At 65.2% G+C, this 25,617-nt stretch carries 27 protein-coding genes and 1 tRNA gene; 20 read left to right on the forward strand and 8 right to left on the reverse strand.

Going from position 1 to position 25,617, the window contains the following annotated elements; translation table 11 throughout:
* Nucleotides 1-29 precede the first annotated feature (29 nt).
* From EJB06_RS18020 to EJB06_RS18050, 7 genes are all read left to right on the forward strand, one after another.
* Nucleotides 30-1,001 (forward strand): bifunctional riboflavin kinase/FAD synthetase, encoded by a 972-nt coding sequence (locus EJB06_RS18020; RefSeq protein ID WP_126075403.1) that lies wholly within the window; start codon nt 30-32, stop codon nt 999-1,001.
* A 69-nt stretch (nt 1,002-1,070) separates the two neighbouring features.
* Nucleotides 1,071-4,007 carry an isoleucine--tRNA ligase gene (ileS, locus tag EJB06_RS18025; RefSeq protein WP_126075404.1) on the forward strand — a complete coding sequence of 979 codons (2,937 nt, stop codon included), beginning with the start codon at nt 1,071-1,073 and terminating at the stop codon, nt 4,005-4,007.
* A gap of 42 nt (nt 4,008-4,049) precedes the next feature.
* Nucleotides 4,050-4,568 carry a signal peptidase II gene (gene lspA, locus EJB06_RS18030; protein ID WP_126075405.1) on the forward strand — a complete coding sequence of 173 codons (519 nt, stop codon included), beginning with the start codon at nt 4,050-4,052 and terminating at the stop codon, nt 4,566-4,568.
* A gap of 17 nt (nt 4,569-4,585) precedes the next feature.
* Nucleotides 4,586-5,806, forward strand: coding sequence for a bifunctional phosphopantothenoylcysteine decarboxylase/phosphopantothenate--cysteine ligase CoaBC (gene coaBC, locus EJB06_RS18035; RefSeq protein WP_126075582.1), 1,221 nt, complete (start codon nt 4,586-4,588; stop codon nt 5,804-5,806).
* A gap of 14 nt (nt 5,807-5,820) precedes the next feature.
* Nucleotides 5,821-6,270 carry a dUTP diphosphatase gene (gene dut, locus EJB06_RS18040; RefSeq protein WP_126075406.1) on the forward strand — a complete coding sequence of 150 codons (450 nt, stop codon included), beginning with the start codon at nt 5,821-5,823 and terminating at the stop codon, nt 6,268-6,270.
* Nucleotides 6,271-6,282: 12 nt separating this feature from the next.
* Nucleotides 6,283-7,374, forward strand: a complete 1,092-nt coding sequence (locus EJB06_RS18045; RefSeq protein ID WP_126075407.1) for a M48 family metallopeptidase — start codon at nt 6,283-6,285, stop codon at nt 7,372-7,374.
* Nucleotides 7,371-7,769, forward strand: coding sequence for a surface-adhesin E family protein (locus EJB06_RS18050; RefSeq protein ID WP_126075408.1), 399 nt, complete (start codon nt 7,371-7,373; stop codon nt 7,767-7,769). The genes EJB06_RS18045 and EJB06_RS18050 overlap by 4 nt, the downstream gene beginning before the upstream one ends.
* Before the next feature lie 10 nt (nt 7,770-7,779).
* On the opposite strand, the gene EJB06_RS32900 is transcribed toward EJB06_RS18050, so the two are convergent.
* On the reverse strand, nt 7,780-7,914 hold the full coding sequence (locus tag EJB06_RS32900) for a hypothetical protein (RefSeq protein ID WP_267876906.1): 135 nt from the start codon (nt 7,912-7,914) through the stop codon (nt 7,780-7,782).
* A gap of 49 nt (nt 7,915-7,963) precedes the next feature.
* Between EJB06_RS32900 and EJB06_RS18055 the strand changes: the two genes are divergently transcribed.
* From EJB06_RS18055 to EJB06_RS18085, 7 genes are all read left to right on the forward strand, one after another.
* Nucleotides 7,964-8,977, forward strand: coding sequence for an XdhC family protein (locus tag EJB06_RS18055; RefSeq protein WP_126075409.1), 1,014 nt, complete (start codon nt 7,964-7,966; stop codon nt 8,975-8,977).
* 83 nt (nt 8,978-9,060) lie between these two features.
* Entirely contained in the window at nt 9,061-9,969 is a 909-nt protein-coding gene (locus EJB06_RS18060; protein ID WP_126075410.1) for a DMT family transporter, read from the forward strand.
* A gap of 9 nt (nt 9,970-9,978) precedes the next feature.
* On the forward strand, nt 9,979-10,869 hold the full coding sequence (locus tag EJB06_RS18065) for a DNA-3-methyladenine glycosylase family protein (RefSeq protein WP_126075411.1): 891 nt from the start codon (nt 9,979-9,981) through the stop codon (nt 10,867-10,869).
* 67 nt (nt 10,870-10,936) lie between these two features.
* Nucleotides 10,937-11,965, forward strand: a complete 1,029-nt coding sequence (locus EJB06_RS18070) for a MerR family transcriptional regulator (protein ID WP_126075412.1) — start codon at nt 10,937-10,939, stop codon at nt 11,963-11,965.
* 169 nt (nt 11,966-12,134) lie between these two features.
* A complete protein-coding gene (locus tag EJB06_RS18075; protein ID WP_126075413.1) occupies nt 12,135-12,353 on the forward strand; it encodes a ribbon-helix-helix protein, CopG family in 219 nt (72 codons plus the stop codon).
* A gap of 11 nt (nt 12,354-12,364) precedes the next feature.
* A complete protein-coding gene (locus EJB06_RS32240) occupies nt 12,365-12,778 on the forward strand; it encodes a hypothetical protein (RefSeq protein WP_198420856.1) in 414 nt (137 codons plus the stop codon).
* Between the two features lie 103 nt (nt 12,779-12,881).
* Entirely contained in the window at nt 12,882-14,453 is a 1,572-nt protein-coding gene (locus EJB06_RS18085) for a methyl-accepting chemotaxis protein (RefSeq protein WP_126075414.1), read from the forward strand.
* Between the two features lie 61 nt (nt 14,454-14,514).
* On the opposite strand, the gene EJB06_RS18090 is transcribed toward EJB06_RS18085, so the two are convergent.
* Nucleotides 14,515-14,591, reverse strand: a tRNA-Met gene (locus EJB06_RS18090).
* A gap of 191 nt (nt 14,592-14,782) precedes the next feature.
* Between EJB06_RS18090 and EJB06_RS18095 the strand changes: the two genes are divergently transcribed.
* The 6 genes from EJB06_RS18095 to EJB06_RS18120 all read left to right on the forward strand — a co-directional run bounded on the left by EJB06_RS18095 (nt 14,783) and on the right by EJB06_RS18120 (nt 20,020).
* Nucleotides 14,783-15,367, forward strand: coding sequence for an NUDIX hydrolase (locus EJB06_RS18095; RefSeq protein ID WP_126075415.1), 585 nt, complete (start codon nt 14,783-14,785; stop codon nt 15,365-15,367).
* Between the two features lie 3 nt (nt 15,368-15,370).
* On the forward strand, nt 15,371-16,099 hold the full coding sequence (aat, locus tag EJB06_RS18100; protein ID WP_126075416.1) for a leucyl/phenylalanyl-tRNA--protein transferase: 729 nt from the start codon (nt 15,371-15,373) through the stop codon (nt 16,097-16,099).
* 82 nt (nt 16,100-16,181) lie between these two features.
* Complete coding sequence (locus EJB06_RS18105; protein ID WP_126075417.1) at nt 16,182-16,910, forward strand: arginyltransferase; 729 nt, start codon at nt 16,182-16,184, stop codon at nt 16,908-16,910.
* 65 nt (nt 16,911-16,975) lie between these two features.
* On the forward strand, nt 16,976-18,013 hold the full coding sequence (locus tag EJB06_RS18110; RefSeq protein ID WP_126075418.1) for a quinone-dependent dihydroorotate dehydrogenase: 1,038 nt from the start codon (nt 16,976-16,978) through the stop codon (nt 18,011-18,013).
* 10 nt (nt 18,014-18,023) lie between these two features.
* Nucleotides 18,024-19,070 (forward strand): aldo/keto reductase, encoded by a 1,047-nt coding sequence (locus EJB06_RS18115; RefSeq protein WP_126075419.1) that lies wholly within the window; start codon nt 18,024-18,026, stop codon nt 19,068-19,070.
* Between the two features lie 74 nt (nt 19,071-19,144).
* Nucleotides 19,145-20,020 carry a CE1 family esterase gene (locus EJB06_RS18120; protein WP_126075420.1) on the forward strand — a complete coding sequence of 292 codons (876 nt, stop codon included), beginning with the start codon at nt 19,145-19,147 and terminating at the stop codon, nt 20,018-20,020.
* A 3-nt stretch (nt 20,021-20,023) separates the two neighbouring features.
* Here the strand turns inward: EJB06_RS18120 and EJB06_RS18125 are convergent, their stop codons facing one another.
* The 6 genes from EJB06_RS18125 to cysT form a co-directional block, all read right to left on the reverse strand.
* Nucleotides 20,024-21,247: a DUF2325 domain-containing protein gene (locus EJB06_RS18125; protein WP_126075421.1), complete on the reverse strand. Its 1,224-nt coding sequence runs from the start codon at nt 21,245-21,247 to the stop codon at nt 20,024-20,026.
* A gap of 10 nt (nt 21,248-21,257) precedes the next feature.
* Nucleotides 21,258-21,533 carry a hypothetical protein gene (locus EJB06_RS18130; protein WP_198420857.1) on the reverse strand — a complete coding sequence of 92 codons (276 nt, stop codon included), beginning with the start codon at nt 21,531-21,533 and terminating at the stop codon, nt 21,258-21,260.
* A gap of 149 nt (nt 21,534-21,682) precedes the next feature.
* Complete coding sequence (locus EJB06_RS18135; RefSeq protein ID WP_126075422.1) at nt 21,683-22,621, reverse strand: CysB family HTH-type transcriptional regulator; 939 nt, start codon at nt 22,619-22,621, stop codon at nt 21,683-21,685.
* Entirely contained in the window at nt 22,618-23,691 is a 1,074-nt protein-coding gene (locus tag EJB06_RS18140; RefSeq protein ID WP_126075423.1) for a sulfate/molybdate ABC transporter ATP-binding protein, read from the reverse strand. Before EJB06_RS18140 ends, EJB06_RS18135 begins: the two co-directional genes overlap by 4 nt.
* Entirely contained in the window at nt 23,688-24,623 is a 936-nt protein-coding gene (cysW, locus tag EJB06_RS18145) for a sulfate ABC transporter permease subunit CysW (protein WP_126075424.1), read from the reverse strand. The genes EJB06_RS18140 and cysW overlap by 4 nt, the downstream gene beginning before the upstream one ends.
* Complete coding sequence (cysT, locus tag EJB06_RS18150) at nt 24,620-25,522, reverse strand: sulfate ABC transporter permease subunit CysT (RefSeq protein WP_126075425.1); 903 nt, start codon at nt 25,520-25,522, stop codon at nt 24,620-24,622. The genes cysW and cysT overlap by 4 nt, the downstream gene beginning before the upstream one ends.
* Between the last annotated feature and the right edge of the window lie 95 nt (nt 25,523-25,617).

Genomic DNA, 25,617 nt, shown 5'->3' on the forward strand with positions numbered 1-25,617 from the left:
TTCATGCACAGTCATCCCAAGAGCACCCTATGAAGGTTTTTCGCGGACTTCCCAACGACAGGGCGCGCGCGCCCTGCGCGCTCACGATCGGTAACTTTGACGGTGTCCATCGCGGTCACCAGGCATTGCTGGCGCGCGTGTGCTCCGCCGCCTCCGAGCTGGGACTGGAAGCGGCGGTGATGACGTTCGAGCCGCATCCGCGCGAATTTTTCGCGCGCCGCGCCGGCGACCTGTCCAGGGCTCCGAACCGCATCGCCAACCTGCGCGACAAGCTGCAGTCGCTCTCCAACGCCGGCATCGACCGCGTCATCGTCGAACACTTCAACGAACACTTCGCCGCCATCTCGCCCCAGGATTTCGTCGAGCGCGTGCTGGTCGAGGGCCTGCACGTCAAGTGGCTGATGGTGGGCGACGACTTCTGCTACGGCGCCCGGCGCGCCGGCAATGTCGCCATGCTGGCCGAAGCCGGCAAGCGCCACGGCTTCCATGTCGAGACGCTGCCCACCGTGATGCACGGCGCCCAGCGCATCTCCTCGTCGGCCGTGCGCAGCGCGCTGGCCGCCGGCGACTTCGGCCAGGCCGGCCAGCTGCTCGGCCACCCCTACGCCATGTCGGGCCACGTGATCCACGGCGCGAAGCTGGGGCGCACGCTCGGCTTCCCCACGCTCAACCTGCGCGTGGCGCACCGCCCCGCCCTGTCCGGGATTTTCATCGTCCAGGTGCATGGCCTGGGGCCGGAGCCGCTGCCCGCCGTGGCCAGCCTGGGCGTGCGTCCGACCGTCGACGACAGCGGCCGCGTGCTGCTGGAGGTGCACGTCTTCGACTTCGCCCAGTCCTGCTACGGCCAGATGGTGCGCGTCGAATTCCTCGAAAAGATCCGCGACGAAGAAAAATACACCGACCTGGCCACCCTGACCGCCGCCATCGCGCGCGACAGCGAGCAGGCGCGCGCCTGGTTCGCGCGGCGCGCCGCCGCCCTCACTGCCACCGACCGAATTTGACGCCGCTTGCCCGAGCACCGCAGCGCGTCAGCATCCACGACACCCAGATACACCTCCTTGAAGAAAAATATGTCCGACAATAGCCAAACCAGCAAACCAGAGCAGCACCAGCAAAACCCGCAAGCCCCCAGGGGCGCCAAAAACGAAGCGAAGAAAGACGGCAAGCCGGTCAGCAAATACCCGGTCAACATGACCGACACCCCGTTCCCGATGCGCGGCGACCTGGCCAAGCGCGAACCGGGCTGGGTCAAGCAATGGCAGGACAAGAAAATCTACGAGCGCGTACGCAAGGCGGCCAAGGGCCGTCCGATGTTCGTGCTGCACGACGGCCCGCCGTACGCCAACGGCGACATCCACCTCGGCCACGCCGTCAACAAGATCCTGAAAGACATGGTCGTCAAATCGCGCGGCATCGCCGGATTCGACGCGCCTTATGTGCCGGGCTGGGACTGCCATGGCATGCCGATCGAAATCCAGATCGAAAAACTGCACGGCAAAAACCTGCCGACCGCCGAGGTCCTGACCAAAGCCCGCGCCTACGCGCTCGAACAGGTCGACCGCCAGCGCGCCGGCTTCATCCGCCTGGGCGTGCTCGGCGAATGGGACAACCCGTACCTGACCATGGCCTTCCGTAACGAGGCCGACGAACTGCGCTCGCTCGGGACCCTGCTCGACAAGGGCTATGTGTACCGCGGCCTGAAACCGGTGAACTGGTGCTTCGACTGCGGCTCGGCCCTGGCCGAAGCGGAAGTCGAATACCAGGACAAGCGCGACCCGGCCATCGACGTCGGCTTCGCCTTCACCCAGCACGACAAGCTGGCCGCCGCCTTCGGCCTGCCCGCGCTGCCGGCGGGCGATGGCTTCATCGTCATCTGGACCACCACGCCGTGGACCATCCCGTCCAACCAGGCCCTGAACGTCAATCCGGAAGTGACCTACGCGCTGGTCGAGACCACCCGCGACGGCAAGCCGCTGCTGCTGATCCTGGCCGCCGACCTGGCCGAGTCCTGCCTGGCGCGCTACAAGCTCGAAGGCAAGGTGATTGCCACCTGCCTCGGCGCGGCCTTCGACGGCATCGCCTTCAAGCATCCGCTGCATGCGTCCGACGCCTTTTTCGACCGTTACTCGCCGGTCTACATGGCCGATTACGTCACCACCGAAAGCGGTACCGGCGTGGTGCACTCGGCCCCAGCCTACGGCCTGGACGACTTCATCTCGTGCAAGGCGCACGGCATGAAGGACGACGAGATCCTGACCCCGGTGATGGGCGACGGGCGCTTCGCCTCGACCCTGCCGCTGTTCGGCGGCATGACCATCTGGGAAGCGTCGAAGCCGATCTGCGCGGCGCTGACCGCCGCCGGCGCCCTGTTCGAAGTGAAGATGTTCGACCACAGCTACATGCACTGCTGGCGCCACAAGACCCCGATCGTCTACCGCGCCACCTCGCAATGGTTCGCCGGCATGGACATCACGCCGAAAGACGGCGGCCCGACCCTGCGCGAGACTGCCCTCAAGGGCATCACCGAAACGCGCTTCTTCCCCGACTGGGGCCAGGCGCGCCTGCACGGCATGATCGAGAACCGTCCCGACTGGACCCTGTCGCGCCAGCGCCAGTGGGGCGTGCCGATGGCCTTCTTCCTGCATAAGGAAACCGGCCAGCTGCACCCGCGCACGCCCGAACTGCTGGAGCAGATCGCCAAGCTGTTCGAAGAGCGCGGCATCGACGCCTGGCTCGATATCGAGCCGAAGGACCTGCTCGGCGAGGACGCCGGCATGTACGTCAAGAACAAGGATACGCTGGACGTCTGGTTCGATTCCGGCTGCACCCACCAGACCGTGCTGCGCGGCTCGCACGCGGCCCAGTCGCACTTCCCGGCCGACCTGTACCTGGAAGGCTCGGACCAGCACCGCGGCTGGTTCCATTCCTCGCTGCTGACGTCCTCGATGCTCAACGGCTGCCCGCCGTACAAGGCCCTGCTCACGCACGGCTTCACGGTCGACGCCGAGGGCAAGAAGATGTCCAAGTCGCTCGGCAACACGATGGCGCCGCAAAAAATCTCCGACACCCTGGGCGCCGACATCCTGCGCCTGTGGGTCGCCTCGACCGACTACACGGGCGAGCTGTCGATCTCCGAAGAGATCCTCAAGCGCGTGACCGAATCGTACCGCCGCATCCGCAACACCCTGCGCTTCCTGCTGGCGAACACCTCCGACTTCAACCACGCCAGGGACGCGCTGCCGACCGCCGAGCTGCTGGAAATCGACCGCTATGCGATTGCCGCCATGGGCGCGCTGCAGAACGACATCGCCAGCCACTACGAGCGCTACGAATTCCATCCGGTCGTCTCCAAGCTGCAGAACTACTGCTCGGAAGACCTGGGCGGCTTTTACCTGGACATCCTCAAGGACCGCCTGTACACGTCCGCCGTCGATTCGCCGGCGCGCCGCTCGGCCCAGACCGCGCTGTGGCACATCACGCAAAGCCTGCTGCGCGTGATGGCGCCGATGCTCAGCTTCACCGCCGAGGAAGCGTGGGCCGTGTTTGCCGACGCCGAGGCCTTTGCCGCCAGCGACGAAACCATCTTCACGCAGACCTTCTGGACCCTGCCGGAAGTCGCCGACGGCGCCGCCCTGCTCGACAAGTACACCGCCTTGCGCGCGGTACGCACCGACGTCACCAAGCAGCTCGAAGAATTGCGCGTCTCGGGCGCCATCGGCTCCTCGCTCCAGGCCGAACTGACCATCAAGGCCAGCGGCGCCAAGTACCGCCTGCTGGCGAGCCTGGGCGACGACCTCAAATTCGTCTTCATCACCTCGCAGGCCAAGGTCGGCGAAGTGGCCGACGAAGCCGCCGAGGCGATCGAGGTGGCCGCCTCCGGTGCGCCGAAATGCGAGCGTTGCTGGCATTATCGCGCCGACGTCGGCACGCATGCCGAACACGCGGGCCTGTGCGGCCGCTGCCACAGCAATCTGTTCGGCAGCGGCGAGAAGCGCGCTTTCGCATAAATTCGCATAAACAAGAACAAGACCAAAACCAGATACCGACCCATGGCCACCAAAAAGAAACAGCTGTTCTCGTCCGCCCCGCAAGGCGGTTCCGGCATGATGCCCTGGCTGGGCATCGCGACCATCGTGATCCTGCTCGACCAGCTCACCAAGATCGCGATCCAGAAGACCTTCGTGTTCGGCGAGGAGAAGGTGATCACCACCTTCTTCAACCTGGTACTGGCCTATAACAAGGGCGCCGCCTTCGGCTTCCTCAACAGCCAGCCGGGGTGGCAGCGCTACTTCTTCACCGGCGTGGCGGTCATCGCGGTCGGCTTCATCCTGTACATGTTGAAGCGCCATGGCGGCCAGCGCCTGTTCTGCTGGGCGCTCGCGCTGATCATGGGCGGCGCCATCGGCAACGCCATCGACCGCCTGGCCTACGGCCACGTGGTCGACTTCCTCGACTTCCACATCGCCGGCCTGGGCCACTTCCCGGCCTTTAACATCGCCGACAGCGCCATCTGCATCGGCGCCGCGCTGTTCGTCTTCGACGAACTGCGGCGGGTCAACCGGCAATAGGGAGAAGGCGCATGACGATGGACCTGCAAGGCAAAAAAATCGTCCTCGGCCTGTCCGGCGGAGTGGCCTGCTACAAGGCGGCTGACTTGTGCCGCGCGCTGGTCAAACAGGGCGCCTCGGTGCAGGTGGTCATGACCGACGCCGCCACCCACTTCATCACCGCCGTGACCATGCAGGCCTTGTCCGGCCATCCGGTCCACACCGACCAGTGGGATCCGCGCGTGGCCAACAACATGGCCCACATCGACCTCACGCGCGGGGCCGACGCGATCCTGATCGCGCCCTGCTCGGCCGACTTCATGCGCAAGCTGGCGCACGGCGTGTGCGACGACCTGCTCTCCACCCTGTGCCTGGCGCGCCCGCAGCGCGTGCCGCTGCTGGTGGCACCGGCCATGAACGTCGAGATGTGGGAAAACCCCGCCACCCGCCGCAACGCCGCCCAGCTGCGCGCCGACGGCATCCAGATTTTCGGCCCGGCCGCCGGCGAACAGGCCTGCGGCGAAACGGGCCTGGGCCGCATGCTGGAGCCGGCCGAACTGCTCGACGAAGTCATCGCCTCGTTCCAGTTCAAGGTCCTGGCCGGAAAACGCGTGCTGATCACCGCAGGACCTACTTTCGAGGCGATCGATCCGGTACGCGGCATCACCAATCTGTCGTCCGGCAAGATGGGCTACGCGCTTGCCCGCGCCGCGCGCGAAGCCGGCGCCGAGGTCACGCTGATCTCCGGCCCGACCGCGCTGGCCACCCCGCACGGCGTGCGCCGCACCGACGTGCAGAGCGCGCGCCAGATGTACGAGGCCGTCATGAACGCGGTCGGCGGCCAGCATGTATTCATCAGCGTGGCGGCGGTGGCCGACTGGCGCGTCGCCAACGCCAGTACCCAGAAAATGAAAAAACAGGACGACGGCGCCACGCCCAGCCTGGAATTCGAACAGAATCCCGACATCCTCGCCTCGGTCGCCGCCACCACCTCGGTATCGGGCTGGCCGTACTGCGTCGGCTTCGCCGCCGAATCGGAACGTTTGGCCGAATACGGCACTGTCAAGCGCGAGAAAAAAGGCATCCCCCTGTTGGTCGGCAATATCGGCCACCACACCTTCGGCCAGGACGACAACAGCATCATGCTGTTCGACGACCATGGCCACACCGTCCTGCCGCGCGCCGACAAGCTCACCCTGGCGCGCCAGCTTGTTTCAGAAATCGCAAGGCGCATCGAACAGCGCTCCCTGCTCAAGTAAAAAGTACCCGCATCATGAAAACCATCGACGTCAAAATCCTCGACCCGCGCATGAAAGACCAGCTGCCGGCCTACGCCACCCCGGGCAGCGCCGGCCTCGATCTGCGCGCCTGCATCGACGCGCCGATCACCATCGAAGCCGGGGCCACCGTGCTGATTCCGACCGGGCTGGCGATTCACGTGAGCGACCCTGGCTACGCCGCCATGATCCTGCCGCGCAGCGGCATGGGCCACAAGAACGGCATCGTGCTGGGGAATCTGGTAGGCTTGATCGACTCCGACTATCAGGGACAACTGATGGTATCGACCTGGAACCGTGGCCAGAACGCCTTCACGCTCAACCCCATGGAGCGCCTGGCGCAACTGATCGTGGTGCCGGTGGTGCAGGTCGGATTCAATATCGTCGACGATTTCGACACGAGCGAACGCGGTGCGGGCGGTTTCGGCAGCACCGGCAAACACTAATTGGAGATGTCTATGGCCCGTTTCACTGGTCTGCTTCCGGCTACGCCGGTAATCTGCCTGGCACTCATGCTGTCGGCTTGCGAGACGACCGGGCCAGCCCCTGATGCCACTCCCGCGGTTCCCCAGCCGCAGCAACCGGCCGAGCCGCCGCCGCGCGTGGTCACCCCGCGCCTGGCCGCCGCCGCCGACGCGCTGACCAGGATGGCCGCCATGCAGGAACGCCTGTACCGCATCGCCGCCCCGCTCCTGATCAACAACGCGGACCTGTGCAAGTCGTCCACGCGCAACCTGCTCGGCTTCACCGCGCGCAACCGCTACTGGTATCCGGGCGAGTACAACGAAGCGGCGCAGATCGCCTTCGAGATGGGCGAGCGCCTGCAGGTGACCGGCGTACTTGCCGGCAGCGGCGCGGCGCGCGCCGGCCTGCGGCGCGGCGACAACCTGGTGTCCGCCGGCGGCAAGGCGCTGCCGGTCGGTCCCAACGCCTCGAGCACCGTCGGCGCCGTGTTCGGCCCCTTGGTCGCCAAGCAGGCCAGCCTGGCGCTGCAGATCGAGCGCGACGACAAGACCCGCGACCTGACCGTGCCGGTCACGCGCGCCTGCGGTTTCGTGATCGAACTCGGAAACGCCGACAACATCAATTCCTACGCCGACGGCCAGCGCGTGATGGTCACGCGCGGCATGCTGCAATTTGCGAAAAGCGACGAGGAAGTCGCCTACCTGCTGGCCAAGGGCATGGCGCACAACATCCTGGGCCACGCCACCTCGCAGCGCAATGTCGGCACCATCGGCAGCATCATCGACAACCTGACCAACGTGCGGCCCGATACCTCGATGCTGATCGGCAGCGGCGGCATCAAGGCCATGCCGGCGGAACTCGACGCCGCCGCCGACCACCTGGGCATGTACCTGCTGGCGCGCGCCGGCGTCGGCATCGATGGCGCCCCGGCGTTCTGGAAGCGCCTGGCCGCGACCTATCCGGCCACGGTGTTGAACGGCTACGTCGCCAACCACCCGGCCACTGCCCAGCGCCTGGCCGCGATCGACAAGGCCACGGCCGACATCAAGGCCAAGCAGGCCGCCAAAAAGACCATCGCGCCATGAAACCGCTGCTGCTCGCCTGCCTGATGCTTCCCCTGCTCGCGCAGGCGGCGCAGTGGGTCAAGGTGCCGGTCGGCTCTAGCGCGGGCAGCCAGTCGTACATCGACAGGAGCAGCATCATCCGCAGCGACAAGAGCTACAAGGTGTGGTCGCTGGTGTCGTACGCCAAGGAGCAGGCCACGCCGGAAGGCACGCCTTATCTGTCGATGAAGGCGCTGCACCTGTATTCGTGCGCGGAGCGCACCACCACCTTGCTCAGCCAGGTGTACTACGCCGAAGCGATGGGCAAGGGGCCGGTCTCGCAAAGCTTCAAGTACGAAAAATTCGCCCCCGAAGACATCGTGCCCGACAGCGTGGCGGATGGCGCCCTGCAGGTGATCTGCAAGCGCAGAAAATAAGCGCGCCCGGCTAGCTCGGGAAGTTCGGGAAGTAGGTTCCCATAATCCAGGTCAGCACGCCGCAGAACACCACTACCGCCACCAGCACGGCCAGCAAACGGCCGAACTTCGGCGAGCCGTCGTCATTTTTTGTATCATTGCTCATCTTCCACCCACCATGTGCTCGATTCAGGAGCGCCAGTATATTCGATCCGATGGACAGCATAGACCTGGAAGTATTAAAGACCGCCTCGGCGTGGATCGCCGCCGGCCGGCGCTGCGAACTGATCACCGTGATCAAGACCTGGGGTTCGAGTCCGCGCCCGATCGGCGCCACCCTCGCCATCTGCGACGACGGCCGCGTGGTCGGCTCGGTCTCGGGCGGCTGCATCGAGGATGACCTGATCGAGCGCGTGCGCCGCGAGGGCATCACGCGCGCGGTTCCGGAGGTGGTCAGCTACGGCATCAGCGCCGACGAAGCGCACCGCTTCGGCCTGCCCTGCGGCGGCACCATCGAACTGGCGATCGAGCCCTTGTCCGACGCCAGCGCCATCGACGAACTGCTCGCGCGCCTGGAAGCGCACGAACTGCTGGCGCGCCGGCTCGACCTGGCGACCGGCGCCGTCACCTTGAGGCCGGCGCAGTCGGGCGACGCGCAACTGCTGGCCGACGGCGTGCTGACCACGATCCACGGCCCGCGCTGGCGCCTGTTCATCATCGGCGCCGGCCAGCTCTCGCGTTTTCTGGCGCAGATCGCCACGGCCATGGATTATTACGTGACGGTGTGCGACCCGCGCGAAGAATACCGGGCCGGCTGGAACCTGCCGGGCGTACAGCTGGTGCACATGATGCCCGACGACCTGGTGCTCGAATCGCACCTCGATCACCGCAGCGCCGTGGTGGCGCTCACGCACGACCCCAAGCTGGACGACCTGGCGCTGATGGAGGCGCTCAAGTCCGACGCCTTCTACGTGGGCGCGATCGGCTCGCGCCTGAACAACGCCAAACGGCGCGAGCGGCTCAGGCAATTCGACCTGTCCGACCGGCAGCTGGCGCGCCTGCACGGGCCGATCGGCCTGTACATCGGCAGCAAGACGCCGTCCGAGATCGCGATTTCGATCCTCGCGGAGCTCACCGCCGTCAAGAACGGGGTGCCGGCCGAACTGCAGGTGCGCCATGCGGCGGCGCTGGCGCCGGCCGGCACGGACGTGTGCGCGGTCGCGCTCTGATTGAATAGCAACATGCGGGGTTCCGGGGCGCTGCCGGCGCTGCAGAATAGCGCTTCGTTACGCAGCGCATCGAAAGTCTTCCCATGAGCACAGCCAACCTGCTTCGCCTGATCGTCCTCGCCGCCATCTGGGGCAGCTCCTTCCTGTTCATGCGCATCGCCGCGCCGGTGCTCGGGCCGGCCGTGCTGATCGAATACCGGGTCGCCTTCGCGGCGCTGTTCCTGGCCATCGTCGGCCTGGTGCTGAAAAAACGCCTCGACCTGCGCGCCAACTGGAAGCATTACCTGATCCTCGGCTTCATCAACTCCGCCCTGCCCTTTTTGCTGTTCGCCTTTGCCGCGCGCACCTTGTCGGCATCGGTGCTGTCGGTGCTCAACGCCACCGCGCCGATGTGGGGCGCGCTGATCGGCGCGTTCTGGTCGCGCCAGGCCATCGCCGGCAAGCAAGTGCTCGGGCTGGTGCTCGGCACCTGCGGCGTGGCCCTGCTGGTCGGCTTCGACGACGTCAGCGCGCGCCCGGGCGCACCGCTCGCCATCGGCGCCGTGCTGCTGGCCGCCTTCTGCTACAGCGTGGCCAGCACCTACGCCAGAACGGCCACGGCGGCCAAGGCGGTCGAGCCGTTCGCCAATGCGCACGGCAGCATGTGGGCCGCGGCCTTGCTGGTGATTCCCGCACTGCCGTTCTTCCCGGCGCCCGCCGCCGCCACGCCGGGCATCATGGGCGCGGCGCTCGCACTGGGCATCCTGTGCAGCGGCATCGCCTACATCATGTACTTCAAACTGGTACAGGATGTCGGCGCCACCTCGGCGCTGACCGTCACCTTCCTCAGTCCCCTGTTCGGGATTTTGTGGGGCGTGCTGTTCCTGTCCGAGCACGTGGGCTGGTACACGCTTGCCGGGGCCGCCGTCGTTGTCACCGGCACCGCGCTGGTGACGGGCTTCAATCCCTTCGGCCCGCGTGCTATCGTGGCGCCCTCTCCCACCAGCAAATAGGGCAGTCGTTTGCAGACGTCGATTCCTCTTCCGGCCGGCTACCGCAGCGCCGACATCCTCGCCTTCCACAGCCGCGATCCCGAAGCGGTGGCCGAACAGGTGTCGCCCGGCCGCATCCGCAAGGGCGTGACGATCGGCGGCGTGCCGGTGCTGCTCGATATCGCCATCGGCACTGAGGCCGCCCTGTGCACGGTGCAGGCCGACGGCACGCTCACGCCCGACCATGTGCGCCAGGTCGACGATGCCCTGCTCAACATCCTGGCGCTGCGGATCGACCCGGCGCCCTTCCTGGCGGCGGTGCAGGGCGACCCGCTGCTGGGACCCGTGGCGCAGCGTCAGCCGGCGCTGCGCATCGTGCAGTCGGCCACCATTTTCGAAGCGCTGACCTGGGCCATCATCGGCCAGCAAATCAACCTGACCTTCGCCATTGCGCTGCGCCGCACCTTCATTCTGCAGGCCGGCCGCCAGCACAGCAGCGGTGTGTGGTGCTATCCCGAAGCGCGCGACGCGGCGCGCCTGCTGGCCGACGACCTCACCACGCGCAAATTCTCGCGCTCCAAGGCCGACACCGTGCTGCGCCTCGCGCAACTGGTCGACGGCGGCGCACTGACGCTCGATCGCGGCGACGACGCCTCGGCGGTTGCGGCGGCGCTGCTGGCGGTCAAAGGCATCGGCCCGTGGACCGTCAACTACGCCCTGCTGCGCGGCTACGGCTACGCCGACTGCTCGCTGCACGGGGACGTGGCGATCCGCGCCGCGTTCCAGCATCTGCTGGGCGAAGACGCCAAGCCGGACATGGCGCGCACCGAAGCGCTGCTGGCGCGCTACGCGCCGCACCGGACCATGGCGGCGGCCCACCTGTGGGCCAGCCTGCATCCACCCGCGGTAGCAGACGAATAATCCGCTTGACCCTGACGTGGGGTCAGACTCCACACTGTGCTCACGCATGAAGACAAGGAGCGATTCGATGAAGTTGAAAATAGGCGAGCTGGCGAAACGGTCGGGACTGACGGTGCGCGCACTCCATCATTACGACAGCATCGGTCTTCTCTGTCCTTCGGCGCGTTCCGAGGCCGGCTACCGCCTGTACAACCGCGACGACATCGCCCGCCTGCACCAGGTCCAGGCGCTGCGCCGCTTCGGCGTGTCGCTGGCCGACATCGGAACCTTCCTGGCCAATCCGGCCTCCAGCCTGTCGACCATCGTGGAGCAGCAGATCGCCGCGCTGACCCGCCAGATCGACCAGGCCGGCATCTTGCGCGCGCAGCTGACGACGCTGCACAGCGAGCTCGGTGCCGGGGTGGAGCCGGACCTGGCCGCGTGGCTGACCACTTTGGAGTTAATGACCATGTACGACACCTATTTTTCAAAAGAAGAACTGAAACAACTGCCGTTTTTTGCCGGCGACGCCGCCTGCATCGCCGAATGGGATGCGATGGTGGCGCGCTTCAAGCGCATGCTGGCCGACGGCACGCCGCCATCAAGCCCCGAGGCGCAATTGCTGTCGCAGGAATGGATGCTGAAACTGGAGCGCGACACCAACGGCGACCCGGGCGTCATGGTGCGCATCCTGGCCATGCAGGCGCGCGAGCCGGCCATGCGCGAGCAGAACGGGATCACGCCGGAAGTCGAAGCGTTTTTGAAGGAAGCCTTCGCGCAGTCGCGCCTGGCGATGTTCAAAAAATACCTGTCGCCGGCGGAGTTTGCGTACATGGAGGCCCATTACCGCCTGCGCATGGACGAGTGGCCGGATCTGATCGCGCGGGTGCGCAAGGCCATCGCGGACGGCGCACCGCCGGATGCGCCGCAGGTGCGCGAGCTGATGCGCGAGTGGATCGACCTGTCGCAATCCTTCGCCGGCGAGGATCCCGCCACCCACGCGAAAATCCGCGTCGCTTACGAAAAGGAACCGCTGCTGATGATCGGCAGCTGGATCACCGATGAGATGAAAGCGTATATCGGGCAAGCGATGGCGGCCATGCGTCCGCATTCCTGATCCGGTCTCCGGACAAGCATTCGCAGAATGCTTGTCCGTCCTCAAAGGAGCGGCGGGAACTCGATGACGCCACGGGCTGCACCGCACCTCACGGTTGATCTCCTTTTATAACGCTGATAAATTCAGGGGATCGAACGTGGCCACCACTCGCTGTGTCGAGGAGATATTCATGAGTAACACTGAATACCAGGTAAAACTTTCGCTTTCAGAACAGGAACTTCAAATATTAGAAGAGCTCGCTAAATCGAACGGGATAAGCAAAGGCGACCTCGTTCGCCAGGCGCTGTCGGACTTCAAATTATTCCAGGAAGCGCGAAAAAATGGAGGAAGCATTTTGATCGAAGATAAGGATGGAAACTTGAGCAAGGTTCACTATCTCTGGAACTAGCAAAGGCAGGTATGAGCGAACTCGGCAATTCTTCAGGCACGTCGTCATCGTCCGATTCGCCGCAAACAGGCGACGCCGACACGGAAAGCATCGCCGACCTCGATCTGGATACGGGACACCCCTCCCGCTGGCGCTCTCCTGGACGTCCGATCCTGACGACCAAACGCCTGCTTGCTCCCTACAACCACCAGAAACAACAAGAAATAGCCAGGCGCAACATCGCCTATGCGCTGATTTGCCTCGTCACCGCGCTGGTATTGATGTCCTTTATTTACCTGTGGACATTACCGCTGAATGAGAGTGCCAGAAAGCATGTCGAAAACCTGATGCTGTTCATGCAGCTTATCTTTGGCCCGATCATTACCCTGGCGGCCACGGCCATCGGTTATTACTTTGGTGCAAATAGCAGAACCGGCCGCTTGTGAATCTTCACATTCGCAGAATAACCACAATGGCCCAATATTCGTCGTATCGCCGCCGACGCTGAATTAGTATGAGCTATCACCCGACAACAGGTACGGAGGTAGCATGCGCATCAACATGCCGGTCACTGAGAAGCAGGTCATCATCAGCGATACCGAAACGATCGTGTCCACCACCGATCTCCAAGGCAATATTACCTACGCCAATCCCTATTTCATCGAGATCAGCGGCTTCACCGAAGAAGAACTGATCGGCGCGCCGCAAAACCTGGTGCGCCATCCGGACATGCCGGTCGAAGCCTTTGCCGACCTGTGGGCGACCATCAAGAGCGGACAGCCGTGGAGCGGCCTGGTCAAGAACCGCTGCAAGAATGGCGACTATTACTGGGTGCTGGCCAACGTCACCCCGGTGGTCGAGAACGGCCAGACCACCGGCTACATGTCGGTGCGCACCAAACCCACGAACGACCAGGTCAGTGCAGCCGCCGCGGCGTATCGCGAGTTAAAAACCGGTAATCCACGCCAGCTTGCCGTGCGCAACGGCCGGGCCGTGTCGAACGGCGCGCTGAGCAAGCTCTCCGCGCTGCTGAGCATCTCGCTCGGGCAGCGCATCGGCATGACAGTCAGCCTGCTGCTGGCGGCGATGCTGGCCCTCATGTTCAGCAGCACCCGCCCGCTGTGGCTGATTGCGCTCTCGATCCTGTCGATCGCGGCCTTGCTGCACCTGTGTTACGTGCTCTACAGCACTGTGCTGGGCCCCTTGCGCCAGGCCCTGCGCGCCACCCGCATCATGGCGGGCGGCGACCTGACCACCGACATGAGCAGCGAGCGCACCGATGAAATGGGCCAGTTGCTGCGCACCTTGCGCCAGCTGCGCGTGAACCTGCATTCGATCGTGGGCGACGTGCGCCGCAACGCCCAGCAGATCGGCGTGGCCACCCGCGAAATTGCCGCCGGCAACCTGAACCTGTCGAGCCGCACCGAATCGCAGGCCTCGTCGCTGGAAGAAACCGCCTCCAGCATGGAAGAGCTGGCGTCGACGGTGCAGCAAAACATGGGCAATGCGGAGCAGGCCACCGGCATGGCCGACGATGCCTCCAGCGTGGCCGGCAAGGGCGGCACCGTGGTCGGCCAGGTCGCCAGCACCATGAGCGACATCAGCGACTCGTCGAAAAAGATCGTGGACATCATCGGCATCATCGAAGGGATCGCCTTCCAGACCAACATCCTGGCGCTCAACGCCGCCGTGGAAGCGGCCCGGGCCGGCGAACAGGGGCGCGGCTTTGCCGTCGTGGCCGCCGAAGTGCGCAACCTGGCCCAGCGCAGCGCCGGCGCGGCCAAGGAAATCAAGGAACTGATCGATGTCTCGATCGGCAAGGTCGACAGCGGCGTGGCGCTAGCCCGGCAAGCCGGCACCACCATGCAGGACATCATTACCTCGGTGCACAAGGTGACCAACATCATGAACGAGATCGCCTCGGCCTCGCGCGAGCAAAGCGCCGGCATCAACCAAGTCAACGATGCGGTGACGCAAATGGATGAAGTAACGCAGCAAAATGCCGCGCTGGTGGAAGAAGCGGCGGCAGCGGCCGCCAGCCTGCAGGAACAGACCACGGTGCTGGTCAAGGCGCTCAGTGTGTTCAAGCTCGACCGCCACGCCGCCGCCCAGCGGCGCTGAGCGCCGGCGCCGTAACGGAAAAAGCCCCCGGTTCTTTGCAGAACCGAGGGCTTCTCGAATTTGGTTGCGGGGACAGGATTTGAACCTGTGACCTTCGGGTTATGAGCCCGACGAGCTGCCAGACTGCTCCACCCCGCGTCTGTATGCAGTTATTATAGGGGACTTTCCATAATTAGGCAATATTAATCCAATCAAGATGTGCGATAGCGGTAAGGCGAAGGCCGGGCCGGGTGCGCCGGCGCGCTTTTCGCCCCTGCGCGCACCGCATCGGCCCTGCAATCGGTGTACAGTAAGCGAACATCATTCTTCCCATACTCTTTCCTCTTTTTATGAAATTTTGTTCCGAGTGCGCCCATCCCGTCGACCTGCTCATCCCCGAAGGCGATAACCGCCCGCGCTACGTCTGCAAACAATGCGCGGCAATCCACTACCAGAATCCCAAACTCGTCGTCGGTTCCATTCCTGTCTGGCAACCGGAAGGCGACCAAGTGCGCGTGCTGCTGTGCAAGCGCGCCATCGAACCGCGCCACGGCTTCTGGACCCTGCCGGCCGGCTTCATGGAAAACGATGAAACCACCGCCGAGGCGGCCGTCCGCGAAACCGAGGAAGAAGCCGGCGCCGACATCGAGATCGGCAACCTGTTCAGCCTGCTCAACGTAGCCCAGGTGCACCAGGTCCACCTGTTCTACCTGGCGCGCCTGCGCAGCCTGGACTTTACCCCGGGCATCGAAAGCCTGGATGCGCGCATGTTCGCCGAGCACGAGATTCCCTGGGACGACCTGGCCTTCCCCACCATCCGCACCACCCTGGAACTGTTTTTCGCCGATTGCGCCCGCCTGCGCGAGGGCGGCGCTTTCGGCTTTCACACGCACGACGTGGTGCGGGCGATGCGCATTGTCAGCGATCCCGCATAAGCCATGATTCCCTGGCTTGACACCGATTCGCCGTTTCCCGACGTCTCCGAAGCGCTCACCTACGACGCGCCCGGCCTGCTGGCGGCCGGCGCCGACCTGTCGCCCGAGCGCCTGCTGAGCGCCTACAAGCACGGCATCTTCCCCTGGTTTTCCGAAGGCCAGCCGATCCTCTGGTGGAGCACCGACCCGCGCATGGTGCTGATGACGGAGGATTTTCGTATCAGCAACAGCCTGCGCAAGGCCCTGCGCCGGGTCGAACGCAGCATGCAGGAAGGCGGGCGCTGGCAGGTGCGCTTCGACAGCGCCTTCGGCGACGTGATGCGCGCCTGCGCCGCCCCGCGCAAGGATGGCCCGGGCACCTGGATCTCGGACGACATCGTGGCCGGCTACACCGGCCTGCACGACATGGGCTACGCCCACTCGGCGGAACTGTGGCTCGATGGAGAACTGGTCGGCGGCGCCTATGGCGTGTGCATCGGCCGCATGTTCTACGGCGAGTCGATGTTCGCGCGCGTGACCGACGGCTCCAAGATCGCGCTGGCCTTCCTGGTCGCCTTCTTGCGCCGCCAGGGCGTGGCCATGATCGACTGCCAGCAGGAGACCGGCCACCTGGCGTCGCTGGGCGCGGCGCCGATTGCGCGCGCGGCCTTCCTGGCGCATTTACGCGACGCCATCGCCAAACCGGGCATCGCGCAATGGAAACCGGGCTCGCCATTTACACAGACGCCGTAAACAGCGTAAAGTTTCGCTACAATACAAACGAAGGAAGCAACCAGGGCCACCGTTCGCAACCACGCGCATCGAAAGCGACTGCATGACGCACTTAAACGACCTGCCTTTCTCGACGCTGCAGTTCTACACCACAGCGCCCTACCCGTGCAGCTATCTCGACGCACGGCAGGCGCGCTCGCAAGTGGCCACGCCTTCGCACCTGATCAACGCCGACGTCTACTCGGAACTGGTAAAAAACGGCTTCCGGCGCAGCGGCATCTTCACCTACCGCCCTTACTGCGACGGCTGCAATGCCTGCATCCCGGTGCGCGTGCGCGCCGCCGAATTTTCGCCCAGCCGCGGCCAGCGGCGCGCCTGGACGCGCCATGCGGCCCTGGTGGCCACGGTCGCCAACCTGAGTTTTTCGGACGAACACTACGCCCTCTACCTGCGCTACCAGACCACGCGCCATATCGGCGGCGGCATGGACCAGGACAGCCGCGACCAGTATGCCCAGTTCCTGCTGCAAAGCCGCGTCAACACGCGCCTGGTGGAATTTCGCGATGGCGCCGGGGTGCTGCGCATGGTCTCGATCATCGACGTGCTTTCGGACGGCCTGTCGTCGGTGTACACGTTTTTCGACCCCGACGTTCCCGGCGCCTCCTTCGGCACCTACAACGTGCTGTGGCAGATCGCCCAGGCCAGCGAACTGAAACTGCCCTATGTGTATCTCGGCTACTGGATCGAACAGAGCCCCAAGATGGCCTACAAGATCAACTTCCGCCCGCTCGAAGCGCGCATCGACGCCGTCTGGAGCCTGCTCGATCGCTAACGGCCGGTGGGCGGGCAGGCCCGGCACACGGTAAAATGCGGGACACGCACCAACCCGAGCACTCCATGTCCCAGAAACTGCTGTATGCCTTAGGTCGTCCCCTGCTGTTTTCCCTCAAGCCCGAGACGGCGCACAATGTCACCCTCCCCTTCCTGCGCGGCGCCGCTTCGCTCGGCCTGACCGGCCTGTTAAGCAAGCCCGCCCCCGATCCGCGCACCGTCATGGGCATCACCTTCCCCAACCCGGTCGGCCTGGCCGCGGGGCTGGACAAGGATGGCGCCTACATCGACGGCCTCTCCAGCCTCGGTTTCGGCTTCATCGAAGTGGGCACCGTCACGCCCAGGCCGCAGCCGGGCAACCCGAAGCCGCGCATTTTCCGCATCCCGGCCAAGCGCGCCGTGATCAACCGCATGGGCTTTAACAATGGCGGCGTCGACGCCTTTGTCGCCAATGTGCAGGCATCGAAGTTTTACCAGGACCGGCAAGGCGTGCTTGGCCTGAACATCGGCAAGAACGCCAGCACGCCGATCGAAAACGCGGTCGACGACTATCTGCACTGCCTCGACAAAGTCTACCCCTACGCCAGCTACGTGACGGTCAATATCTCGTCGCCGAACACCGCCAACCTGCGCCAGCTGCAGGGCGCCTCGGAACTCGACGCGCTGCTCGCGCGCCTGAAGGACGCGCAACTGCGCCTGTCCGACCAGCACAAGCGCTACGTGCCGCTGGCGCTGAAGATCGCGCCCGACGTCGACGGCGACCAGATCAAGGATATCGCCGGCGCCCTGCTGCGCCACAAGATCGACGGCGTCATCGCCACCAACACCACGCTCAGTCACCGCGACGTCGAGCGCATGAAGCACGGCCAGGAAACCGGCGGCGTCTCGGGCGCGCCGGTGTTCGAACTGTCGAACATCGTGATCCGCGCACTGCGCCAGGAACTGGGCGACGCGGTACCGATCATCGGCGTGGGCGGTATCATGCGCGGCGCCGACGCCAAGGAAAAAATCAAGATGGGCGCCTCGCTCGTGCAGCTGTACACCGGCCTGATTTATCAGGGATCGGGCCTGATCCGCGAATGCGCGCAGGCCCTTCGACCATAAGGAAAGCACCATGCTCAAGACCCGGCTCGGACGCACGCCGCTGGAGGTATCGAAGATCTGCCTCGGCAGCATGACCTTCGGCGAACAAAACAGCGAAGCCGATGCGCACAGCCAGCTCGATTACGCGCTCGAGCGCGGCATCAACTTTGTCGACACCGCCGAAATGTATCCGGTCATGCCGCGTCCGCAGACGCAGGGCGACACCGAACGCTTCATCGGCAGCTGGCTGAAAAAGACCGGCCGCCGCAGCGAGATCGTCCTGGCCAGCAAGGCCGCCGGGCCGAATCCGAACCTGCACTGGGTCCGCGAAGGAAAGCAGAACCTCGATGCCGCCAGCCTGCGCACCGCCGTGGAAGAGAGCCTGCGGCGCCTGCAGACCGACCATATCGACCTGTACCAGCTGCACTGGCCGAGCCGCAACGTGCCGGTGTTCGGGGCGACCGCGTTCGATCCGGCCAAGGAGCGCGCGGCGATTCCCGTCGAAGAGACCCTGGCCGCGCTGGCCGACCTGATCGCGGCCGGGAAGATCGGCCATGTGGGCCTGTCGAACGAGAGCGCGTGGGGCGTGAGCGAATTCGTGAAGCAGTCCGAGATCAAAGGGCTTCCGCGCATCGCCAGCGTGCAGAACCTGTACAACCTGACCGCGCGCAATTTCGAGACCAGCCTGATGGACGAAACCTGCTTCCGCGAAGATGTAAGCCTGCTGGCCTACAGCCCGCTGGCGTTCGGGCAGTTGAGCGCGAAGTACCTGGACGATCCCAAGGCGCATGGACGCCTGACGATTTTCCCGGCCTCGTGGAGCCCGCGCTACCTGCGTCCGCCGGTGCTGGCGGCGGTCAAGGAATACGCGGCGCTGGCGCGCGCCAACGGCCTGACGCCGACCGGGATGGCGCTGGCGTGGTGCTACTCGCGCTGGTTCGTGGCCTCGACCATCATCGGCGCGACCAGCCTGGCGCAGCTGAAGGAAAATATCGACGCCATGTCGGTGACCCTGGCGCCGGAGGTGGTGGCGCAGATCGACGCGATCCACGCGCGCATCACCAACCCGGGCGCGTAAACCGGGGCGGGTTCACATCGGTTTCACAGGCGCCGCCGTAATCTGGAGTCTTTCCACTCCTCCAGGAAGGCTCCATGAAATCGCTGTTCCCGCTCATCGCTTTTCTCTGCGCCTGCATCCCCGCCACGGCGCAGGAACAGCGGCTGGTCCACCAGGACGTGAAGCGCAAATTCATCGTCTACACGCCCACCTCCTACGCCGCCAATCCGCAACAACAGTATCCGCTCGTGATCAACTACCACGGCGGCGGGATGACCATGCGCGAACAAATGCTCTACACGCGCATGAACCAGGCCGCCGAGCGCGAACATTTCATCGTGGTTTACCCGCAGGGCATCAAGCAGGACTGGAACGTCAACCTGGCACGCGACAGCAAGGAGGGCAGCGACGATATCGGTTTTACCGAAGCGATGCTGGCCAGGCTGAAGGCGGACTACCGCATCGACCAGCGCCGCGTGTACGCCACCGGCCTGTCGCGCGGCGGCTTTTTCAGCCTGCGCGTCGCCGCCGAACTACCGCATCTGTTTGCGGCAGTGGCCGTGGTGGGCGCGTCGACACCGCAGACGCTGATCGACCAGCAGCCGAAACCGGGCAGGATCGGCGTCATGCACATCGGCGGCACGGCCGACACCATCGTCGCCTTCGACGGCAAGGCGGGGCATTATCTGGGGGCCGGCGAGTCGCACCGGTACTGGCTGAAACACAGCGGACTCGATGGCGCGCCCGCAAGCGAACGCACGATCGACAGCGACAAGCTCGATGGCACCGAGGTGACGCACCTCGAACAAAGCCGCGACGGCGTGAGCGCGGCGCTGGTCACCATCCGCAACGGCGGCCATACCTGGGCCGGCGCCGACGCCTTCAACGTCGGCCTGCCGCTCGGCGCCACCAGCCGCGATGTCGATGCCAACGCCCTGATCTGGTCCTTCCTGAGCAAGCACCGCAGATAAAGGCTAGGCGGCCAGGATGGCGATCTGGCGCAAGCCGCGCGAAAAACTCGTACTACTCGGATTTTCCACGAACACGCACTGCTTGCCGGTGCGCTTGCAGTGCTCCTTCACGCGCCAGTAGGCATTGTGGCTGATGCAGCCGGTCTGGCAGATCACCAGGTCGGCCGCCGCCAGGTTGGCGTCCAGCAGGTCGGCGCCGTGTTCCTGTCCGCCGTCATGGTGCGCGAACCTGGCGCCCGCCTCCTCCGTCATGCAGCGGTAGCTGGCCACGCTGGCGCTGCGTCCGCCCACGCACAGCAAGGTCTTGTCGACCAGCTGCGCGGCGGCGATGGCCTCGGCCGCGTCTTCCTCGCACACCGCCGCATCGGCCGGCCGCGCCGCCTGCAAGGCGTCGAGCTGGCGCGTCGACGCCGCCAGTTGCTGGCGCAGCTGCGCCAGCTGCGCGTCGCGCGCACTGAGGCGCTGCGCCGCTTCGTCGAGCTTTTGCTTGAGGCGCGTGCGCGCTTCCAGGTCCGGCACCGACGCCGCCAGTTCCGCCATGTCGGCCTGCAGGAAGGCGACCTTGCTCTCGCGCGCCACCAGTTCGGCGCGCGCCGCCATCAACTGCGCCTGCACCTGTTCCAGCTCGCGCGCCTTGTCGGCCAGGGTGCGCACGTGGCGCTGCTGCGACTGCGCCAGTTCGGCCGCCATGGCGGCGTTTTCTTCCTGCAGTTCCAGGTAGCGCGCATGGTCGATGCGCGTGGTCGCGCCGGCCTGGTGCTGGATCATGTGCATCTCGCGCAGCACGGTGTCCTGGACCAGGAAGTCGCTGCGCGGATGGGTCAGCGCGGCCCAGAAGGCGCCCGCCACATCGCCCTGCGCGATCGCCTGGCGCCACAGCTGCATCACCGCCTCGCCGCTGCGCGCCTCCTTGAAGCGCAGCAGCACCAGCGCATAACGCTGGTCGAGCGCATCCTGCAGCAGGTTGGAGATGCGGTTGCGGTTGGCGCATTCGGCCACCGCGCCGACGTGGATTTCGTAATCGTCGGCCAGCGCCTGGCCGCGCACGCCCTTGTTCACCAGCTTGCGCAGCACGCCGAGCGGCAGGCACACGCCGATCACCGGGCAATGGGTATTGGCCGGCAGCTCCCACAGGCGCTGGCGGCGCGAGGACGAAGTGCGCGAAGCCGCTTCGCCTTCAGGAGGAAAGAACCGCGCAAGCGGCTTTTTGGCATCGTGGTCGCACATGCGCGTCTCCTTAGTGCAGCTTGGGGCCGTGGCGCGCTTCGTCGATGACGGCGGCGGCGGCAGCGGCGGCGTTGGACTGGGCAACGTGGTCGAGGCGCGCCTGGGCGTCGCCGACCATGGCCGACAGCGCGCGGAACGCTTCCGGCGTGAAGCGCAGCGAGACGTGGCTCAGCGACAGGTGCAGCACGCTGCATTCGGGACAGATGCTGACGTGGCCGATGGTGCTGTCGGCGATCGTCACATGCTGGCAAGGCTCGCTTGGATTCTGTGGATGTTTGCTCGGCACGATGCTTTCCTTGACGGTTTGCAGTGGCTGGCAGCGGCGGCGGCGGCGGGCTATGCGTGGGATGGATGGCTTGCTGAAATCAAGTATAAACGAGAATCATTCGCATTTGCAAGCAATCTATATCCCCTCCCCGCCGCCGGAAAGACAGGCTAATTTTCGCGCGGCGCGTCGGCGTCGAGTGCGCGTTCGATGTCGGCGCGCGAGACATCCGGCGCGAACTGCTCGATGAAGTGATAGGCATACGCGCGCAGGTACGCCCCGCGCCGCACCGCCAGGCGCGTCACGTTGGCCGCGAACAGGTGCGACGCTTCCACCGCGCGCAAGCCCTTGTCGCGCCCATGGTCGAAAGCCATCGAAGCCACGATCCCCACCCCCATGCCAAGGCTCACATACTGCTTGATGACGTCCGAATCCATCGCCGTGAGCACGATGTCGGGGCGCACCGACGCCCTGGCGAAGGCCGCGTCGATATGCCCGCGCCCCGTGAAGCCGACGTCGTAGGTAATCAGCGGATAGTCGGCCAGGTCTTCCAGCCGGATCGGCGAGCAGTTGAGCAGCGGATGCCCGTCCGGCACCACGATCAGGTGGCTCCAGCGGTAGCACGGGAAGGACACCAGGTCGGGGAACTGCGACAGGCCTTCGGTGGCGATGCCGATATCGGCCTTGCCCGACAGGACCCATTCGGCGATGTGATCGGGAGCGCTCTGCTGCAGCGCGATGCGCACCTCGGGGAAGTCCTTGCGGAAGGACTGCACCACTTTCGGCAGCGCATAGCGCGCCTGCGTGTGGGTCGCGGCGATGGTCAGGGTGCCGCTGTTCCGGCCCGCGTATTCCATGCTGGCCTGCTGCAGGTTCTCTGCCTCCACCAGCAGGCGGTCGATGATCTTGAGGATGCCCTTGCCCGGATCGGTCAGGCCGGTCAGGCGCTTGCCGTTACGCTCGAAGATCACCACCCCCAGTTCGTCTTCGAGCTCGCGGATCTGGCGGCTCACGCCCGGCTGCGACGTGAACAGGGCGTTCGCCACTTCGGTCAGGTTGTAGCCGCGCCGGGCCGCTTCGCGGATGGACCGCAATTGCTGGAAGTTCATATCGCCGCTCCCTGGTCGACAAACACCTGCATCCGGCGCGGACGCACCACCAGCGTTTCGCCGTCTTTCAGGGCCAGCTGGCGATAGCGCTCGTTGGGGATCACCGCTTCGATCAATTCGGCATTGTCGGCGCGCTCGAGGTCGAGCTGGGCCAGCGGACCGATGGCGTGCGCGCGGCGCAGCTTGACGACGATGCCGTCCGCGCCCGGCGTGTAGCGCTCGATGTCCAGGTCGTGCGGACGCACGTAGGCGATGCCCTGCCCGTTGCTGGCCGAGGCATTCGGCGGCACGGTAAAACTGGCGTCGCCGCTGGCCATGACGCCATCGTTGACGCGCCCGTGGAACAGGTTCACATTCCCCAAAAAACCGTACACGAACGGCGAGGCCGGGTTGTTGTACACCTGCTCCGGGGAGCCCAGCTGCTCGACCCGGCCCTTGTTCATCAGGACCACCTGGTCCGACACTTCCAGCGCTTCTTCCTGGTCGTGGGTCACAAAAATGCTGGTCACGTGCAGGTCGTCGTGCAGGCGGCGCAGCCAGCGCCGCAGTTCCTTGCGCACCTTGGCGTCGAGCGCGCCGAACGGCTCGTCGAGCAGCAGCACGCGCGGCTCCACCGCCAGCGCGCGCGCCAGGGCGATGCGCTGGCGCTGTCCGCCCGAGAGCTGCGGCGGATGGCGGTCGGCCAGCCAGTCCAGCTGCACCAGTTCCAGCAGCTGCTGCACCTTGTGGCGGATCTGCTGCTCGTTCGGGCGTTCCTTGCGCGGCTTGACGCGCAGGCCGAAGGCCACGTTTTCGAACACGGTCATGTGCTTGAACAGCGCATAGTGCTGGAACACGAAGCCGACCTGGCGTTCGCGCACATGGCTGTCCGAGGCATCCTGGCCGTCGAGCAGCACGCGCCCGCTGTCCGGATGCTCCAGGCCCGCGATGATGCGCAGCAGGGTCGTCTTGCCGCAGCCCGAAGGCCCCAGCAGCGCGGTCAGTTCGCCCGAGGGGAACTGCAGCGTGACGTTATCGAGGGCGACGAATTGGCCGAACCGCTTGTTGATGTTACTGACTTCGATCGTCATGATCCGTGCTCCATGTTGCGGTCTGCGGCGTGCAGCGCGTGCGTTTCGCGCAGCCGCCATTCGACAAAGGTTTTGATCGCCAGGGTCACCAGCGCCAGCAATGCCAGCAGCGAGGCGACGGCAAAGGCGGCCGCGAAGTTGTATTCGTTGTAGAGGATTTCGACGTGCAGCGGCATGGTGGTGGTCTCGCCGCGGATGTGGCCCGACACCACCGACACCGCGCCGAATTCGCCCATGGCCCGCGCGTTACACAGGATCACGCCGTACAGCAGGCCCCATTTGATGTTCGGCAGGGTCACGCGCCAGAAGGTGGCCCAGCCCGAGGCGCCCAGCACCAGCGCCGCTTCTTCTTCCTCGTTGCCCTGCGACTGCATCAGCGGAATCAGTTCGCGCGCCACGAACGGGAAGGTGATGAACACCGTCGCCAGCACGATGCCCGGCACCGCGAACAGGATCTTGATGTCGTTCTTGGCCAGCCACTCGCCGAACCAGCCCTGGGCGCCGAACATGAGCACATAGATCAGGCCCGCGATCACCGGCGAGACCGAGAACGGCAGGTCGATCAGGGTAAGCAGGATCGACTTGCCCTTGAATTCGAACTTGGCGATGCACCAGGCCGCGCACACGCCGAACACCAGGTTGAACGGCACCGAGATGAAGGCGGCGATCAGGGTCAGCTTGATGGCGGCCACGGCATCCGGGTCGGTAATGGCGGCGATGTAGGTGTCGACGCCCTTCTTGAAGGCTTCCGCGAACACGGCGGCCAGCGGAATGAACAGGAACAGGGTCAGGAAGACCAGGGCGACGAGTTTGAGCAGCGCGCTGACCCAGACCGGTTCCAGCGGGTGCGAGCGGCCCAGCAAGCGCTCCCAGATCGAGCGGCGCGCGCGCCGCGTGGGCGGCGTGGCCGCCTGTTTGATCGCAGTACTCATTTTTTACCGGTCCTGGCGCGTGTCCACGCCTGCAGCAGATTGATGGCCAACAGCAGCGCGAACGAGGCCACCAGCATCACCACGGCGATCGCGGTGGCGCCGGCGTAGTTGTACGCTTCGAGCTTGATGTAGATGAGGAGCGGCGTGATTTCGGAGATCATCGGCTGGTTGCCGGCGATGAAAATGACAGAGCCGAATTCGCCGGTGGCGCGCGCGAACGAGAGCGCAAAACCGGTCACCAGGGCCGGCATCAGGGCCGGGAACACCACGCGCGTAAACGTCTGCCAGGCGTTCGCGCCCAGGCTGGCGGCGGCTTCTTCGAGTTCCTTTTCCAGGTCTTCCAGCACCGGCTGCACCGTGCGCACCACGAAGGGCAGGCCGATGAAGGTCAGCGCCACCACTACGCCGAGCGGGGTGTAGGAGACCTTGATGCCAAGTTCGGTGAAGTATTTGCCGATCCAGCCGTTGGACGAGTACAGCGCGGTGAGCGTGATGCCCGCCACCGCCGTGGGCAGGGCAAACGGCAGGTCGACCAGGGCGTCCATGAAGCGCTTGCCCGGGAATTCGTAGCGCACCAGCACCCACGCGACGATGCCGCCGAAGAAGGTGTTGATCAGCGCCGCAACGAAGGAAGCGCCGAAACTGAGGCGGTACGACGCCACCGCCTGTTCCGACGCCACCACTTCCCAGAACGCCGGCCAGGTCATGCTGAAGGTCTTGAGGAACACCGACGACAGCGGGATCAGGACGATCAGGCACAGATAGAAGACGGTAAAGCCGAGCGTCAGCCCGAAGCCGGGCAAGACGCGGCGCGGCGACTTGACGTAAAACCAGCGGAAAAGCCAGTCGAGCCCGGGGAAGATGCGGGGCGGCTTGTCGCTGGGAAGTGAAAGGGACATGGGGCCTCTTATTACAAATTCGTCTAATAGGCGCCAATAATCGCAGGAGAACCTCATAACGCAAACGAAGCATTTCTTATTTACATAGATCGATA

The sequence above is a fragment of the Massilia atriviolacea genome (assembly GCF_003953935.1).
Classification (GTDB): Bacteria; Pseudomonadota; Gammaproteobacteria; order Burkholderiales; family Burkholderiaceae_D; genus Telluria_A; species Telluria_A atriviolacea.